The following is a 14516-nucleotide window of genomic DNA, read 5'->3' on the forward strand; positions in this document are numbered from 1 at the left end:
CGAGACGTGTCGCGCCGCTACGCCCTCTATTGCCTGCCTGCCCCGGGCTCCCGGCTGGAAGCCTTCGGCCGGTCCGTCCTCGGCACCGACTCCGTCGCGGGGGCAGCGGTCCCGCACCCGGAGGGCTTGAGCGACCTCGCCGCCGTCACGGCGGGCGCCCGGGTCTACGGGTTCCACGCCACCCTCAAGGCGCCCCTGCGCCTCGCGACGGGCACCACGGAGGCGGATCTCGTCGCCGCCACCCGCGACCTCGCGGCCGCCCACCCGCCGGTGGCGGTCGGAAATCTGGTGGTCGCCGCCCTCGGGCCGTTCCTCGCCCTGGTGCCGGAGGCCCCGCCGCCGGGCCTGGGGCTCTTCGCCGCCGAGTGCGTCGCCGCCCTCGACCCGTTCCGCGCGCCGCTCACCGAGACCGAGCGGGCCAGACGCCGCCCGGAGCGCCTCGACCCGCGCGGGCGGGCGCTGCTGGCGCGCTGGGGCTACCCGTACGTGTTCGAGGCCTTCCGCTTCCACATGACCTTGACCGACGCCCTGCCGGAGGCGGAGCGCGACGCGTGGCACCGGCGCCTGTCCGAGGCCTATGCCGCCGCCGGGCCGGATCCCCTCGTGATCGACGCCGTCTGCCTCCTGACCCAGGACGGGTCGGGCTCGTTCCGGCTCCTGGCGCGCCTGCCCTTCGGAGAGGCCCGTGGTTGACCGCGCCCTCGGACTCGAACCCGCGATCGATCCCARCGCCCGGGTCGTCGATGGCCGCCTCGGCCGCTACACGGAGGTCGGCGCCCGCACCCGCCTCACCGAGACGATCCTCGACGACTATTCCTACATCGGCCAGGATTGCGAGGTGATCTACACGACGATCGGCAAGTTCTGCTCGATCGCCGCCAGCGTGCGGATCAATCCCGGCAACCACCCGATGGAACGCGCGTCGCAGGCGCACTTCACCTACCGGGCGCACGCCTATTGGCCGGACGAGGCGGACGAGCCGGCCTTCTTCGACCGGCGCCGGTCGAGCCCGGTGGCGATCGGCCACGATGTCTGGATCGGCCATGGCGTCGTGGTGCTGCCCGGCCGCACCGTCGGCACCGGCGCCGTGGTGGGCGCGGCCGCCATCGTCACCCGCGACGTCGAACCCTATACGATCGTCGTCGGCAATCCCGCCAAGCCGGTCCGGCGCCGCTTTCCCGAAGGCGTCGCCGCGCGCCTGATGCGTCTGGCCTGGTGGGACTGGGATCACGAGCGCCTGCGCCGGGCGCTCCCGGATTTTCGCAGGCTGCCCATCGAAGCATTCCTGGAGAGATACGAAGATTAAGTCGGCTATCGAACTACAGTCGCTGCGCCGGCAAACTTAATCGACCTGTATTCGTCATCCAATCGTCGTGAAATCGGCGTTTAGCTGCGGCCATTCCCCGGCGGATGGTGGCATGCTGGTTATCGAGGGTCTCACGCGCCAATACGGCGACCGGCGCGCCGTCGACGGCGTGTCGCTCCGGATCGAGCCGGGGAGCTTCGTCGGCGTGATCGGCCGGTCGGGTGCCGGCAAGTCGACGCTGCTGCGCCTCATCAACCGGCTGGCCGACCCCACGTCCGGGCGCATCCTCCACGAGGGGCGGGACGTCACGGCCCTGCAGGGCCGAGCCCTGCGGGCGTGGCGCACCCGCTGCGCCATGATCTTCCAGCAGTTCAACCTCGTCGGCCGCCTCGACGTGATGACCAACGTGCTGATGGGCCGCCTCAGCCACGCGCCGAGCCACCGATCCCTGCTGCGCCTCTGGTCCGAGGAGGACCGCGCCATGGCGCTCGCGGCCCTGGAGAGCTTCGACATGGGCGAGTTCGCCGGCCAGCGGGCCGACGGCCTGTCGGGCGGGCAGCAGCAGCGTGTCGCCATCGCCCGCGCCCTCGTGCAGGAGCCCGAGATCCTGCTCGCCGACGAGCCCGTCGCCTCCCTCGACCCGCGCAACACCCGCTTGGTGATGGACGCGCTGGCCGAGGTGAACCGGCGCTACGGCATCACGGTCCTGTGCAACCTGCACTCCCTCGACCTCGCCCGCGCCTATTGCGACCGCCTCGTCGGCCTCGCGGCCGGCCGCGTCGTGTTCGAGGGCGGCCCGTTCGACCTCACCGAGGACGTCGCCCGCCGGCTCTACGGCCTGGAGGCCGGCGAGGTGCTCGATGATGCGGCCCAGCGCGAGGCCGAGCAGCGGGCGGCGATGCCGGGCCGGCCCGGCTTTGTGCCGGCCCGGCCGGTGCGCGAGGCCGCCCTCGGCGCCTGAACCGGGCCATCCGGCCCCAACACCAACGACGGATCGGGAAACGCCCGGCCGGCCCCGCGGCCGGCCGAACCCGCGACACACGCCGACACGAAGGACGACACGATGATCACCCGACGCACCCTCGCCGCCGCCGCGGCCCTCGCCCTCCTCGGCCTGCCGGCCGCCGCCCAGGACTGGAAGGCCCAGTACCCCGAGTTGACCCTGGGCGTGATTCCGGCCGAGAACGCCTCGGGCACGTCCGACCGCTGGGCGCCGCTCACCGCCTACCTGACCAAGACCCTCGGCGTGCCGGTGAAGCTGCGGGTGGCGAGCGACTACGCGGCCGTGATCGAGGGCCAGCGGGCCGGGAACATCCAGATTGCGTGGTACGGGCCGGCCTCCTTCGCGCGGGCCGTGATGACCGGCGTGAAGATCGAGCCGATCGTCAACCAGAAGCACGAGACCGGCGCCTCGGGCTACTATTCGGTGGTCTACGTGCTGGCTTCCAGCCCGTACAAGACGGTCGAGGATCTCAAGGGCAAGAACCTCGCCCTGGTCGATCCGAACTCCACCTCCGGCAACCAGGCGCCGCGCTTCTTCCTGAAGCGGGCGGGCTACGACGTCGAGAAGTTCTTCGGCAAGACCTTCTTCGCCGGCAGCCACGAGAACGCCGTGCTGGCGCTCACCCAGGGCACGGCCGACGCCGCCGCCAACCTGTGGAATTCCGAGACTGACACGATGGTCACCCGCATGGCCGCCAAGGGCATGCTCAAGAAGCCCGACGGGACGCCGATGCAGCAGTCGGACTTCCGGGTCGTGTTCAAGTCCGACTTCCTTCCGGAGGGACCCTTCGCCATGCTGGAGAGCCTGCCGGACGACCTGAAGGCCAAGATCCGCGCCGCCTTCGTGGCCCTGCCGAAGGCCGACAAGGCCGCCTTCGACCGGCTCTCCGACGGCAAGGACCAGGATCTCACGCCGGTGACCCTCAAGGATTACCAGCCGATCATCGACATGCTGCGGTTCAACGACGAGCAGCGCCGGAAGTCCTGATCCGGAGCCGCCGGACTTGCGCGGTCCGACACCCCTGTCGCCGGAGCGGGCAGCCGCCCTCTCCGGCCTCTACGCAGCGGCGACCGGCGCCGCCCGTCGCCGCACGCTGGCGAGCTTCGCCGTCGTGGCGCTGCTCGCCGTCGTGGCCGGGCTCGCCGCCGAGGTGCGGCCGCTGGTCTTCGCCGAGAACATCGGCAAGTTCACCGCCTACATCCGGCAGATCCTGCCGCCGATCGGCCTCGAGCACCCCCTCGAGGACGTCCGCGCCTGGTACTGGGGCCTGCCCAAGTGGCTCGGCCTGCTGGGCGAGACCCTGCTCATGGCCTATCTCGGGACGCTGCTCGGGGGGCTCGCGGGCTTCGCCCTCAGCTTCGTGGCCGCCGCCAACCTCGTGCGGTCGCGCCTGCTGCGGCTCGGCGCGAAGCGCCTCCTGGAGCTGTGCCGCACCGTCCCCGAGGTGGTGTTCGCGCTGATCTTCGTGATCGCCTTCGGCCTCGGCCCGATGGTGGGCGTGCTCGCCATCGCGATCCACACCACGGGGGCGCTGGGCAAGCTGTTCTCCGAGGTGGTCGAGAACATCGACATGCGTCCCGTCGAGGGCCTGTCGGCCTCGGGCGCCACCTGGGTCCAGACGGTGCGCTTCGCGGTGCTGCCGCAGGTGCTGTCGAACTTCGCCTCCTACGCGCTGCTGCGCTTCGAGATCAACGTGCGCGGGGCCGGGGTGATGGGCTTCGTCGGTGCCGGCGGCATCGGCCAGGAATTCCTCGTGGCGATCCGCAACTTCTACTACGCGGACGTGAGCGCGATCCTCGTGCTGATCATCCTGACCGTGTTCTGCATCGACCTCGCCACCGAGCGGGTCCGCCACCGGCTGATCGGCCCGGAGGCCGCCCGATGAGTGCGCGTCCCGAGGCCCTGCGGGCGGCGGCCCGGGCCGACCTTGCCCGCCTGCGCGCGCGCTATCCCGCGCAGTTCCGCACCGACTGGCCGGGACGGGCGCGACTGGCCGCCCTGCTCGTCGTCCTGGTCGGGCTCGCGGCGTTCGGCACCTGGCGCCTCGACTTCTCGGTGGCGCGGATCCTCCACGGGCTCGGGCGGCTCGGCACCTTCGCGGTGCTGATGCTGCCGCCCTCGCCGGAGGGCCAGTTCTGGACCTTCCTGCACGCGCTGGGCGAGACCCTCGGCATCGCCTTCCTGGGCACGCTGACGGCGGCGATCCTCGCCTTCCCGGTGGCGTTCCTGGCGGCCCGGAACGTCGTGCCGAACCCCTTCGCGCGGTTCGCCGTCCGCCGCGGCCTCGACGTGATGCGCTCGGTGGACGTGCTGATCTGGGCGCTAATCTGGATCAACGTCGTGGGCCTGGGTCCGTTCGCCGGGGCGCTCGCCATCGCGTGCTCGGATTTCGGGGCGCTCGGCAAGCTGTTCTCCGAGGCGATCGAGACCTGCGACAAGCGCCCCGGCGAGGGCGTCGTGGCCTCGGGCGGCTCGGCGCTCCACCGCATCCGCTTCGGCCTGATCCCCGGGGTGCTGCCGGTCTTGGCGAGCCAGGTCCTGTACTTCTTCGAATCGAACACCCGCTCGGCGACGATCATCGGCATCGTCGGGGCCGGGGGCATCGGTCAGTACCTCACCGAGCTGATCCGCGTGCTGGAACTGCAGCAGGTCGCCTTCTTGGTGCTGATGATCCTCGTGACCGTGGCGGCGATCGACTGGGTCTCGACCCGCCTGCGCCGGGCGATCATCGGGCCGGCGGCGCGCTGAACGAGGCCTCGTATCATACGGCTTCCGGTTAGCGCCCTCGGGTGACGGACCTCTCGGTCATCATGAGCGAAGCGAAATGACCCAGGGTCGCGCGACATCGGCCTTTGTCGCGCTGCCCTGGATTGCTTCGCTCCGCTCGCAAAGACGCTGTGCCGAGGCGGTCGCGCGGACGCCGCATCACTCCCCGATCACCAGCTCCACCCGGTCGGCGGCGAACAGGGTGCGGTTCGCCTGGATCGGCACGCCGGCGGGATCGACGTTGACGCTCGATACCGCGAGCACGACCCGCCCCGGCGCGATCTGGAGGCGCTGCGCCTCCGCGGCATCGGCCGGACGGGCGCGGATGCGCGTCGAGAGCCGGGTGTAGTCGTGGACGCCGCAGGCCGCGAAGGCCCGGGTGATCGAGCCGCGTTCGGCATAGGCCTCGGCGAAGCCCGCGAAGCGCGGCAGCGGCAGCCAAGTCAGCGCCGTCGAGAGCGGCGCGTCGTCCGCCCGGTGGACCGTCAGCAGCTCCAGGGTCGGTGCACCAGGGGGGAGGGCGAGGGCCGCTGCCTGCTCGGGGCCGGCCGCGATCGTGGCGGCTGTGATCAGGTCGCCCCAGGCCTCGCGTCCGGCGCCCGCGACGATCTCGGAGAACCGCGTGCGCGGCCCGATCGGGTAGGCGAGGGGCGCCTCCTCGACGAAGGTGCCCCGGCCCTGGCTGGCGCGCACGAGGCCGCTCTCGGCCAGCGCCGCGAGGGCGCGCCGCACCGTGTGCCGGTTCACCGCGAACCGCGCCGCCAGGGCGGCCGCGGCGGGCAGCTGTTGTCCCGCCGCGTAGCGGCCGGCCGCGATCTCGGCGGTCAGCGCGTCGGCGATCTGGCGCCACGCCGTCAGTCCCTCGCCCCGGACGAGACCGGGCGCCTGCTCCTGCGCATCCATCCTGTCATCCAAACTTCATTTGTGACCGGCACGCCAGTTGTCTATACACCTATACAACCGTGCGATGGAGGGATTCGCGATGACGACGAGCCCGAGGAAGCCGAGCCCCCAGGGCGAGGTCGCGGCGCGCCAGGCCGTGATGGCGCTCTGCGCCGAGGCGAGCCGGGCCGACCTGGAGGCGGCGCTGTCGACCCTGCGCAGCCCCGCCAGCGTGGATCTGCGGCCGCCGCAGACCGGGCTCGTGATGGCCACCGGCCGGATCGGCGGCGACGGGCGGCCGTTCAATCTCGGCGAGGTCAGCGTAACCCGGGCCGCGATCCGCCTCGCGGACGGGCCGCCCGGCTTCGCCTACCATCTCGGGCGCGACCGCACGAAGGCGCGGCTCGCCGCGATCCTCGATGCCCTCTGGCAGGATCCGGCCCGGCGCGCAGGCGTCGAGACCGCCCTGGAGGCCGCCGCCCGGCGGATCGAGGCGTCCCGGGCGCAGGCGGCCCGGCGCACCGCCGCCACCCGGGTCGACTTCCTGACCCTCGCCCGCGGGGAGGATTGAGCATGCTCGCACCCGGTTTCGCCGATCCCGTCCACGACGCCCAGGGGACGTTCCGTGCCGTGATGGACGCCCTCGCCCGGCCCGGCCGCGTCCGGCCCCTCGCTACGGGCCTCGCGCCGCCCGCGCCGCTGACGCCCGAGCTGGCCGCCATCGCCCTGGCGCTCACCGATGCCGACACGCCGGTCTGGCTCGATGCCGCCCTCGCCGAGGCACCGGAGGTCGCCGCCTACTTGCGCTTCCATACCGGCGCGCCACTCACCGAGGACCCGGCCGGGGCCGCCTTCGCGCTGGTCCGCGAGCCCGCTCGCTGCCCGCCGCTGGCCCGCTTCGCCCCCGGCACGCCCGCCTATCCCGATACGTCCACCACCCTGGTGTTCGCCCTCGACGCGATCCTGAAGGGCACGGGGCTGCACCTCGCCGGCCCCGGCATCCGGGGCGGCGCCCGCATGGCGCTGGCGCCCCTGCCGGACGGCTTCGCGGCGCAGCTCGCCGAGAACCGCGCTGACTTTCCGCTCGGCGTCGACCTGATCCTCACGGCCCCCGGCCGTGTGGCCGGTCTGCCGCGCTCCACGACGGTTACGGAGGCCTAGCCCATGTATGTGGCCGTCAAGGGCGGCGAGGCCGCCATCGACAACGCTCACAGGCTCCTCGCGGAGGTGCGCCGGGGCGATCCCGCCGTGCCGGAGCTGTCCGTGGCTCAGATCCGCGAGCAGATGGCGCTCCTCGTCGACCGGGTGATGACCGAGGGCTCGCTCTACGACCCCGACCTCGCGGCGCTCGCCCTCAAGCAGGCGCGGGGCGACGTGGTCGAGGCGGTGTTCCTGGTGCGCGCCTACCGGACGACGCTGCCCCGTTTCGGCGCCTCCGTGCCGGTGGAGACCGGCGCCATGGCGGTGGATCGCAGGATCTCGGCGACCTTCAAGGACCTGCCGGGCGGGCAGGTGCTCGGGCCGACCTTCGACTACACCCACCGGCTGATCGACTTCGCCCTCGCGGCCGAGGGTGCGGTGGAGCCCGCCGCCGAGGCCGAGCCCCGTGCCGATGCCGGGAGCTGCCCCCGGGTCACCGACATGCTGGGCCGGGACGGCCTGATCGAGGCCTCCCCCGCTGACGACGGCGCCCCCGTGGGCGACCTCACCCGCGAGCCGGTGGACTACCCCGCCGACCGGGCGCTGCGGCTCCAGGCCCTGGCCCGGGGCGACGAGGGCTTCATCCTGAGCCTCGCCTACTCGACCCAGCGCGGCTACGGCCGCACCCACCCGTTCGTCGGCGAGATCCGGGTCGGCACGGTGGCGGTGGAGTTCGTGCCCGAGGAACTGGGCTTCGCGGTGCCCCTCGGCCGGGTCCGGCTCACCGAGTGCCAGATGGTCAACCAGTTCAAGGGCGCCGGGGCGACCCCGCCCCAGTTCACCCGCGGCTACGGGCTGAGCTTCGGGCAGAGCGAGCGCAAGGCCATGGCGATGGCCCTGGTCGATCGGGCGCTGCGCGCGGAGGAACTGGGCGAGCCGGTGGCGAGCCCCGCCCAGGACCAGGAATTCGTCCTGGCCCATTGCGACAGCCTCCAGGCGACCGGCTTCGTCGAGCACCTGAAGCTGCCCCATTACGTCGATTTTCAGGCGGAGCTGGAGCTGGTCCGGCGCCTGCGGGCCGAGTTCGAGGCGACGTCCGACGCCAGCGAGATCCAGGAGGCCGCCGAATGAGCGCGACAGGGATGTCTCCTTTCCGTGGTGGCTCCGTTTCGCGGGAGCTTCCGGGCCGCGTACCGGATGACGCGCAGGTTCCCTCTCCCGTGCGGGAGTGGGACAGGGTGAGGGATGCGACCTCTCCGGACAGACCTGACCCCTCACCCCAACCCTCTCCCGAACGGGAGAGGGAGCCCGTTGCGTCCGTTCTCGACGCGGCAGGAGACGCACGCGGCTCCGGCTACAACTTCGCCTATCTCGACGAGGGCACGAAGCGGATGATCCGCCGGGCCATCCTCAAGGCCGTCGCGGTGCCGGGCTACCAGGTGCCCTTCGCCTCCCGCGAGATGCCGATGCCCTACGGCTGGGGCACCGGCGGCGTGCAGGTCACCGCGGCGATCCTCGGGCGCTCGGACGTGCTCAAGGTCATCGACCAGGGCGCCGACGACACCACCAACGCGGTCTCGATCCGCCGCTTCTTCGCCAGGACCTCCGGGGTGGCCACCACCACCCGCACCGCGGAGGCGACGGTGATCCAGACCCGCCACCGCATTCCGGAGACGCCGCTCACCGACGGCCAGACCCTGGTCTATCAGGTGCCGATCCCCGAGCCCCTGCGCTTCCTGGAGCCCCGCGAGACCGAGACGCGCCAGCTCCACGCGCTGGCCGAGTACGGCGCCATGCACGTGAAGCTCTACGAGGACATCAGCCGCCACGGGCACATCGCCACCACCTACGCGTACCCGGTGGAGGTGGCGGGCCGCTACGTGATGGACCCGTCGCCGACGCCGAAATTCGACAATCCCAAGATGGACGACTGCCCGGCGCTCCAGCTCTTCGGCGCGGGCCGCGAGCGGCGGATCTACGCGGTGCCGCCCTACACGCGGGTGCGCAGCCTCGATTTCGAGGACCACCCGTTCCGGGTGCAGCACTTCGATCAGCCCTGCGCCCTGTGCGGCGCCGAGGGCGTCTACCTCGACGAGATGCTGCTCGACGATGCCGGCCGGCGGATGTTCGTGTGCTCGGACACCGACCATTGCGAGGGGCGCCGCGCGGACGGCCATGTCGGCACGGGGGACGCGACATGAGCGACCTCACGGTCCGCCAGGCTGGACAGCCCGACCTTCCCGCGACCCTCGACCTCTACGCCGAGCTGAACGGCGGGCGGGTGGCGACCCTGGAGCAGGCCGGGGCGCTCCTCGACCGGCTCGCGGCCTATCCCGATTACGGGCTCCACGTGGCCGAACGCGACGGCGCGGTCGTCGGTACCTTCTGCCTCGTCATCCTCGACAACATTGCCCACTGGGGCACGCCCTCGGCGCTGGTCGAGAGCGTCGTGGTCTCGTCCCGGCACCGCGGCGGCGGTCTCGGCCGGGCGATGATGCAGGCGGCGTCCCGCCTCGCCGAGGCGCGGGGCTGCTACAAGGTCGCCCTGTCGTCGAACGTCGACGCCAAGCCGGCCCACGCCTTCTACGAGAGCCTCGGCTTCGAGCGCTACGGCTACAGCTTCCGCCTCGATCCCCCCTTCGTGCCGGACCTCGCTGAGGTGACCCGATGAGCGAATCCCTGCTTCAGGTCCGCGGCCTGACCAAGCGCTACGGCGCCCGCCTCGCCTGCGCCGATGTGTCGTTCGACCTCGTCCCGGGCGAGGTGCTGGCCATCGTGGGCGAATCCGGGTCCGGCAAGTCGACGCTGCTCTCCCTCATCGCCACCGAGCTGGCGCCCGATTCCGGGACGGTCGCCTACCGGATGCGCGACGGCGCGCTGTGCGACCTTGGCACCTTGAGCGAGGCCGGGCGCCGGGCGCTGATGCGCACCGAGTGGGGCTTCGTCCGCCAGGACGCGGCCCAGGGCCTGCGCATGGCGGTCTCGGCCGGCGGGAATGTCGGCGAGCGGCTGATGGGGCTCGGCGAGCGCCATTACGGCCGGATCCGCGCCCAGGCCCTCGACTGGCTCGGCCGGGTCGAGATCGCCGCCGATCGGATCGACGACCCGCCGACGCGCTTCTCCGGCGGCATGCGCCAGCGCCTGCAGATCGCCCGGAACCTCGTCACCGGCCCCCGCCTGGTGCTGATGGACGAGCCGACCTCCGGCCTCGACGTCTCGGTCCAGGCCCGGCTCCTCGACCTGATCCGCCGGCTCTCGGCCGAGCTGAGGCTCGCGGTGATCATCGTCACCCACGACCTCGCGGTGGCGCGGCTCCTCTCGCACCGGATCATGGTCATGCGCGCCGGCCGGGTCATCGAGACCGGCCTCACCGACCGGGTGCTCGACGATCCCGAGCACGCCTACACCCAGCTCCTCGTCTCCTCGGTGCTCGCCGCATGACCGCGCTCCTCACCTTCCAGGACGTCGCCAAGAGCTTCACCCTGCACCTGCGCGGCGGGATCGTCCTGCCGGTGGTGGGCGGCGTGAGCCTCGCGGTGGAGCCCGGCGAGTGCGTGGTGCTCGGCGGTCCCTCCGGTGCGGGCAAGTCCTCGCTGCTCAAGATGGCCTACGGCAATTACCGCTGCGATTCCGGCGCCATCCTGGTCCGCGACGGCGACGCCCTGGTGGATGTCGTCCGGGCCGATCCGCGGGCGGTGCTGGCCCTCAGGGCGCGGATCATCGCCTACGTGTCGCAGTTCCTGCGGGTGATCCCGCGGGTCTCGGCCCTCGACGTCGTCGAGGCCGCCGGCCGCGAGGGCGGATTGTCCGAAGACGCGGCGCGCGCGCGGGCCAAGACCCTGCTCGCCCGGCTGAACCTGCCCGAGCGGCTCTGGGTCCTGCCGCCCGCGACCTTCTCGGGCGGCGAGCAGCAGCGGGTCAATATCGCCCGGGGCCTGATCGCCGACCGGCCGCTGCTGCTCCTCGACGAGCCCACCGCCTCCCTGGACGCGGAGAACCGCGCCGTGGTGGCCGAGCTGGTCCGCGAGAAGCTGAAGGCCGGCGCCGGCGTGCTCGGCATCTTCCACGACAGCGAGATGCGCGACGCTGTGGCGACCCGGGTGGTCGATGTCACCCGCTTCGCGCCGCAAGCCCGGGCAGCCTGAGGATTTCACGATGGACGACTTCATCCTCGAGAACGCGACCCTGGTCCTGCCGGACCGGGTGCAGCGGGGCTGGCTCGCGGTCTCGGACGGGGCGATCGCCGAGATCGGCGAGGGCCGCCCGCCCGCCCGCGGCCTCGATTGCGGCGGCGACCACCTGATCCCCGGCCTGATCGAGCTGCACACCGACCATCTCGAGAGCCACTACGCGCCGCGCCCCAAGGTGCGCTGGCACCCGCTCGGCGCCGTGCTCGCCTACGATGCGCAGATCACCGCCTCCGGCATCACCACGGTGTTCGATTCGCTCCGCGCCGGCAGCGACCCGGACGGCAGCGGCCTCGGCTCCGAACTGGAGCAGCTCGCCGGCGCCATCGCCACCGCGCGGGCCGGCGACCTGTTCCGGGCGGAGCACTTCACGCACCTGCGCTGCGAACTGCCCTCCACGGACGTGCTCGACACGGTCGCGGCCTTCACGGCCCGCTACCCCGTCGGCCTGATCTCGCTGATGGACCACACCCCGGGCCAGCGGCAGTTCCGCGACATGGAGAAGTACTACACATACGCGACCCGCGGCGGCCGGCCCATGGAGGAGATCCGCGCCAACACCGAGCGCAAGTTCCGCGACGGCCGGGCGCTGAACGCGAAGAACCGCCCGGCTCTCGTCCAGTTCGCCCGCGAGATGGGCATCCCGCTGGCGAGCCACGACGACACCACCCTGGCCGATGTCGACCTCGCGGTCGGCGAGGGCGTGCGGCTCGCCGAGTTCCCCACCACCCGCGAGGCGGCCGAGGCCGCGCACGGGCAGGGACTCACCGTGATGATGGGGGCGCCGAACCTGATCCGCGGCGGCTCGCATTCCGGCAACGTCGCGGCGTTGGCGCTGGCGGAAGCCGGGCACCTCGACATCCTGTCGTCGGACTACGTGCCGGCGAGCCTCTTGATGGCGGCCTTCCTGCTGCCCGAGCGGGCGCCCGCGATCACGCTGCCCGAGGCGCTCGCCACCGTGACGGCCAACCCCGCCCGCGCCACCGGCCTGACCGACCGCGGCGCCCTGGCGCCCGGGCTGCGCGCCGACCTCGTGCGCGTGCAGCGGGCCGAAGGCGTGCCGGTGGTCCGCGAGGTCTGGCGCGCCGGCCGGCGGGTCGCCTGATGCCGGGCTGCCTCGTCCTCGTGGTCGGCCCGAGCGGCGCCGGCAAGGACACGTTGATCCGGCTGGCCCGGGCGGCCCTGGCCGACGATCCGCGCTACGTCTTCCCGCGCCGCCTCGTCACCCGGCCGCCCTCGGCGGACGAGGACAACGACGAGATCGACGCCGTCGCCTTCGCCGAGGGCTGCGCGGCAGGCCGCTTCACCCTGAGCTGGCACGCCCACGGCCTCGGCTACGCCCTCCCGGCGGAGGCCGGAAGGCGCGCCGCCGGCGGCTCTGTGGTGATCTGCAACGTCTCGCGCCGCGTCGTCGCGCAGGCGCGCAGAACCTGCCCGCGGGTGAGCGTCGTGGAGGTCACGGCGCCGCCCGAGATCCTGGCGCAGCGCCTCGCCGCCCGGGGCCGGCCCCAGGACGGCGACCTCGCCGCGCGTCTCGCCCGCGCGGGCGGCGTCACCGCGGATCTGACGATCCTCAATACCGGCGCACCGGATGAAGCCGCGGCGAAGCTGGTCGCGCATCTGCGCGCCTGCTGACGGGGCACTTTCGATTCGGGATGCGCTGTTCACGCCGATCGGCCCGCCCCGCGGGCTGACCATGTCGCGCCGATGCAGACACGAAAAAGGGTGGGCGCCGCTGCCGGCACCCACCCTGATTGCAATCCGCCGGGGACGATCCCGACGCGGCAGGCCTTAGAGGCCGCCAAACTTGTAGTTGAAGCCAGCGCGAACGATGCTGCCCTCGGTGCGGAAGCGCGAGATGTACGACCCGGTGCCCACGCCCGGGACCGCGCCGACGAGCACGTTCTGGCTGCCGAGATCGTAATGCAGGTACTCGGCCTTCACGGTGATGGCGTCGTACTTGATGCCGATGTAGCGGCCGAGCGCGAAGGTGTTCAGAAAGCTGTCGGTCGGAAGGGCGAACTCGATGCCGCCGCCATAGGCGTAGCCGATCTTGAAGTCGTCGTAGCGGCCGGCAAACTGCAGGCGGCCGCCGGGGGTGTAGAAATTGGCGTCGTGGAAGACGTTGCCGTAGGCGAGACCGCCCATCCCGTAGACCATGACCCGGTCGAAGGCGTAGCCGACGCGGCCGGTCAGGGTGCCGAGCCAGTCGAGGCTCTGGCGGAACTGGCTGATGTTCGGCGGGCCGCCGGCGACGTTGCCGGTGCCGAGGACGACCCGGTTCTTGGTGATGTCCGTCCAGTCGATGCTGTTGGCCAGACCGACGACGATGCCGGAGCCCGGCGTGAACTGGTAGTTGTAGCCGGCGGTGCCGCCGATGTTGGCGAAGCCGTCCTGCGAGGTCGAGGTCAGGAACGGCCGGCGGCCGAGGGCGACGTTGTTGGCGTTGCCCGGCAGGACGCCGACGGTGGAGATTCGCTCACGGTCGGTGAAGGTGTAGGCCGTCTCGAGACCGCCGTAGAAGCCCGTCCAGGTGAAGACCGGCACCGGCGTGAAGACCGGCGGCGGCGCGGCGCGGCGCGGCAGATCGGCAGCGGAGGCGGCCGTCGAGACCAGCGCCGTCGCGGCAGTGGCGAGGAGGAACTTCTTGATCATGGCGGGGTCCGAGGTGCTGCGTTGTTGGTCGCAGTTAAGCTCGGCCGCAGGAATCGCGCTATGCCCGCAATGCCACAGTGTGTCGCGAAAGCGTCCCCGATATTCCCGGAGACTGATGTTTCCAAGTTCACGATTCGCCGCCGCGGCTTGACAGTCGAACCTGCGGTCGGGCGCCTCCGACAGGCTGGAGCTTGATCCCTGGCGGCCGAGCCTCTAAGCGGACCCCGCTTTTCGCCCCGTTCCGAGTTCGGGGCGGTCGAGTAGATCCGGGGCACCGATCCGGTCCCCGCCGCAGGAACGGGAATCATGGGCAAGGAAAAGTTCTCCCGCACCAAGCCACACTGCAACATCGGCACGATTGGGCACGTTGACCACGGCAAGACGTCCTTGACGGCGGCGATCACGAAGGTTCTTGCGGAGACGGGCGGGGCGACGTTCACGGCCTACGACCAGATCGACAAGGCTCCGGAGGAGAAGGCGCGCGGGATCACGATCTCGACGGCGCACGTGGAATACGAGACGGCCAACCGGCACTACGCGCACGTGGATTGCCCGGGCCACGCCGACTACGTGAAGA

Annotated in this window: 18 protein-coding genes; 16 read left to right on the forward strand and 2 right to left on the reverse strand. The window is 71.9% G+C overall.

Features of this window, described 5'->3' with window-relative positions; genetic code table 11:
- Positions 1 to 6 precede the first annotated feature (6 nt).
- From ACXJKQ_RS15235 to phnE (ACXJKQ_RS15260), 6 genes are all read left to right on the forward strand, one after another.
- The gene (locus tag ACXJKQ_RS15235) at positions 7 to 693 is read left to right on the forward strand and encodes a DUF1045 domain-containing protein (protein WP_457106571.1); all 687 of its coding nucleotides are present in this window, start codon (positions 7 to 9) and stop codon (positions 691 to 693) included.
- Positions 686 to 1306: a chloramphenicol acetyltransferase gene (locus ACXJKQ_RS15240; protein WP_457106572.1), complete on the forward strand. Its 621-nt coding sequence runs from the start codon at positions 686 to 688 to the stop codon at positions 1304 to 1306. The genes ACXJKQ_RS15235 and ACXJKQ_RS15240 overlap by 8 nt, the downstream gene beginning before the upstream one ends.
- Before the next feature lie 112 nt (positions 1307 to 1418).
- Complete coding sequence (gene phnC, locus ACXJKQ_RS15245; RefSeq protein ID WP_457106573.1) at positions 1419 to 2267, forward strand: phosphonate ABC transporter ATP-binding protein; 849 nt, start codon at positions 1419 to 1421, stop codon at positions 2265 to 2267.
- A gap of 102 nt (positions 2268 to 2369) precedes the next feature.
- Positions 2370 to 3296: a phosphonate ABC transporter substrate-binding protein gene (gene phnD, locus ACXJKQ_RS15250; RefSeq protein WP_457106574.1), complete on the forward strand. Its 927-nt coding sequence runs from the start codon at positions 2370 to 2372 to the stop codon at positions 3294 to 3296.
- Positions 3297 to 3312: 16 nt separating this feature from the next.
- The gene (gene phnE / locus ACXJKQ_RS15255) at positions 3313 to 4194 is read left to right on the forward strand and encodes a phosphonate ABC transporter, permease protein PhnE (RefSeq protein WP_457106575.1); all 882 of its coding nucleotides are present in this window, start codon (positions 3313 to 3315) and stop codon (positions 4192 to 4194) included.
- Complete coding sequence (gene phnE, locus ACXJKQ_RS15260; RefSeq protein ID WP_457106576.1) at positions 4191 to 5057, forward strand: phosphonate ABC transporter, permease protein PhnE; 867 nt, start codon at positions 4191 to 4193, stop codon at positions 5055 to 5057. The genes phnE (ACXJKQ_RS15255) and phnE (ACXJKQ_RS15260) overlap by 4 nt, the downstream gene beginning before the upstream one ends.
- A 177-nt stretch (positions 5058 to 5234) precedes the next feature.
- Here the strand turns inward: phnE (ACXJKQ_RS15260) and phnF are convergent, their stop codons facing one another.
- On the reverse strand, positions 5235 to 5978 hold the full coding sequence (phnF, locus tag ACXJKQ_RS15265; RefSeq protein WP_457106577.1) for a phosphonate metabolism transcriptional regulator PhnF: 744 nt from the start codon (positions 5976 to 5978) through the stop codon (positions 5235 to 5237).
- A gap of 79 nt (positions 5979 to 6057) precedes the next feature.
- On the opposite strand from phnF, the gene phnG reads away from it, so the two are divergent.
- The 9 genes from phnG to phnN all read left to right on the forward strand — a co-directional run bounded on the left by phnG (position 6058) and on the right by phnN (position 12919).
- A complete protein-coding gene (gene phnG, locus ACXJKQ_RS15270) occupies positions 6058 to 6528 on the forward strand; it encodes a phosphonate C-P lyase system protein PhnG (RefSeq protein WP_457106578.1) in 471 nt (156 codons plus the stop codon).
- Between the two features lie 2 nt (positions 6529 to 6530).
- Positions 6531 to 7118: a phosphonate C-P lyase system protein PhnH gene (gene phnH, locus ACXJKQ_RS15275; RefSeq protein ID WP_457106579.1), complete on the forward strand. Its 588-nt coding sequence runs from the start codon at positions 6531 to 6533 to the stop codon at positions 7116 to 7118.
- A 3-nt stretch (positions 7119 to 7121) separates the two neighbouring features.
- Positions 7122 to 8228, forward strand: coding sequence for a carbon-phosphorus lyase complex subunit PhnI (locus tag ACXJKQ_RS15280; RefSeq protein WP_457106580.1), 1107 nt, complete (start codon positions 7122 to 7124; stop codon positions 8226 to 8228).
- Between the two features lie 260 nt (positions 8229 to 8488).
- Positions 8489 to 9298, forward strand: a complete 810-nt coding sequence (locus ACXJKQ_RS15285) for an alpha-D-ribose 1-methylphosphonate 5-phosphate C-P-lyase PhnJ (protein ID WP_457106581.1) — start codon at positions 8489 to 8491, stop codon at positions 9296 to 9298.
- Complete coding sequence (locus tag ACXJKQ_RS15290; RefSeq protein ID WP_457106582.1) at positions 9295 to 9768, forward strand: N-acetyltransferase family protein; 474 nt, start codon at positions 9295 to 9297, stop codon at positions 9766 to 9768. Before ACXJKQ_RS15285 ends, ACXJKQ_RS15290 begins: the two co-directional genes overlap by 4 nt.
- On the forward strand, positions 9765 to 10538 hold the full coding sequence (phnK, locus tag ACXJKQ_RS15295) for a phosphonate C-P lyase system protein PhnK (protein WP_457106583.1): 774 nt from the start codon (positions 9765 to 9767) through the stop codon (positions 10536 to 10538). Before ACXJKQ_RS15290 ends, phnK begins: the two co-directional genes overlap by 4 nt.
- Positions 10535 to 11242 (forward strand): phosphonate C-P lyase system protein PhnL, encoded by a 708-nt coding sequence (phnL, locus tag ACXJKQ_RS15300; protein WP_457106584.1) that lies wholly within the window; start codon positions 10535 to 10537, stop codon positions 11240 to 11242. Before phnK ends, phnL begins: the two co-directional genes overlap by 4 nt.
- A gap of 10 nt (positions 11243 to 11252) precedes the next feature.
- On the forward strand, positions 11253 to 12389 hold the full coding sequence (locus ACXJKQ_RS15305) for an alpha-D-ribose 1-methylphosphonate 5-triphosphate diphosphatase (RefSeq protein WP_457106585.1): 1137 nt from the start codon (positions 11253 to 11255) through the stop codon (positions 12387 to 12389).
- Entirely contained in the window at positions 12389 to 12919 is a 531-nt protein-coding gene (phnN, locus tag ACXJKQ_RS15310; protein WP_457106586.1) for a phosphonate metabolism protein/1,5-bisphosphokinase (PRPP-forming) PhnN, read from the forward strand. Before ACXJKQ_RS15305 ends, phnN begins: the two co-directional genes overlap by 1 nt.
- 156 nt (positions 12920 to 13075) lie before the next feature.
- Here the strand turns inward: phnN and ACXJKQ_RS15315 are convergent, their stop codons facing one another.
- The gene (locus ACXJKQ_RS15315; protein WP_457106587.1) at positions 13076 to 13939 is read right to left on the reverse strand and encodes an outer membrane protein; all 864 of its coding nucleotides are present in this window, start codon (positions 13937 to 13939) and stop codon (positions 13076 to 13078) included.
- Positions 13940 to 14245: 306 nt separating this feature from the next.
- Here ACXJKQ_RS15315 and ACXJKQ_RS15320 point away from each other — a divergent pair.
- A partial coding sequence (locus ACXJKQ_RS15320; RefSeq protein WP_457106588.1) for a GTP-binding protein occupies positions 14246 to 14516 on the forward strand: 271 nt, incomplete at its 3' end.

The sequence above is a fragment of the Methylobacterium sp. P5_C11 genome, from assembly GCF_054049775.1.

Coding starts and splice junctions, on each gene's coding strand:
- phnC (WP_457106573.1), top strand. CDS start 1,419: ATGCTGGTTATCGAGGGTCTCACGCGCCAATACGGCGACCGGCGCGCC.
- phnD (WP_457106574.1), top strand. CDS start 2,370: ATGATCACCCGACGCACCCTCGCCGCCGCCGCGGCCCTCGCCCTCCTC.
- phnE (WP_457106576.1), top strand. CDS start 4,191: ATGAGTGCGCGTCCCGAGGCCCTGCGGGCGGCGGCCCGGGCCGACCTT.
- phnF (WP_457106577.1), bottom strand. CDS start 5,978: ATGGATGCGCAGGAGCAGGCGCCCGGTCTCGTCCGGGGCGAGGGACTG.
- phnG (WP_457106578.1), top strand. CDS start 6,058: ATGACGACGAGCCCGAGGAAGCCGAGCCCCCAGGGCGAGGTCGCGGCG.
- phnH (WP_457106579.1), top strand. CDS start 6,531: ATGCTCGCACCCGGTTTCGCCGATCCCGTCCACGACGCCCAGGGGACG.
- ACXJKQ_RS15280 (WP_457106580.1), top strand. CDS start 7,122: ATGTATGTGGCCGTCAAGGGCGGCGAGGCCGCCATCGACAACGCTCAC.
- ACXJKQ_RS15285 (WP_457106581.1), top strand. CDS start 8,489: ATGATCCGCCGGGCCATCCTCAAGGCCGTCGCGGTGCCGGGCTACCAG.
- ACXJKQ_RS15290 (WP_457106582.1), top strand. CDS start 9,295: ATGAGCGACCTCACGGTCCGCCAGGCTGGACAGCCCGACCTTCCCGCG.
- phnK (WP_457106583.1), top strand. CDS start 9,765: ATGAGCGAATCCCTGCTTCAGGTCCGCGGCCTGACCAAGCGCTACGGC.
- phnL (WP_457106584.1), top strand. CDS start 10,535: ATGACCGCGCTCCTCACCTTCCAGGACGTCGCCAAGAGCTTCACCCTG.
- ACXJKQ_RS15305 (WP_457106585.1), top strand. CDS start 11,253: ATGGACGACTTCATCCTCGAGAACGCGACCCTGGTCCTGCCGGACCGG.
- phnN (WP_457106586.1), top strand. CDS start 12,389: ATGCCGGGCTGCCTCGTCCTCGTGGTCGGCCCGAGCGGCGCCGGCAAG.
- ACXJKQ_RS15315 (WP_457106587.1), bottom strand. CDS start 13,939: ATGATCAAGAAGTTCCTCCTCGCCACTGCCGCGACGGCGCTGGTCTCG.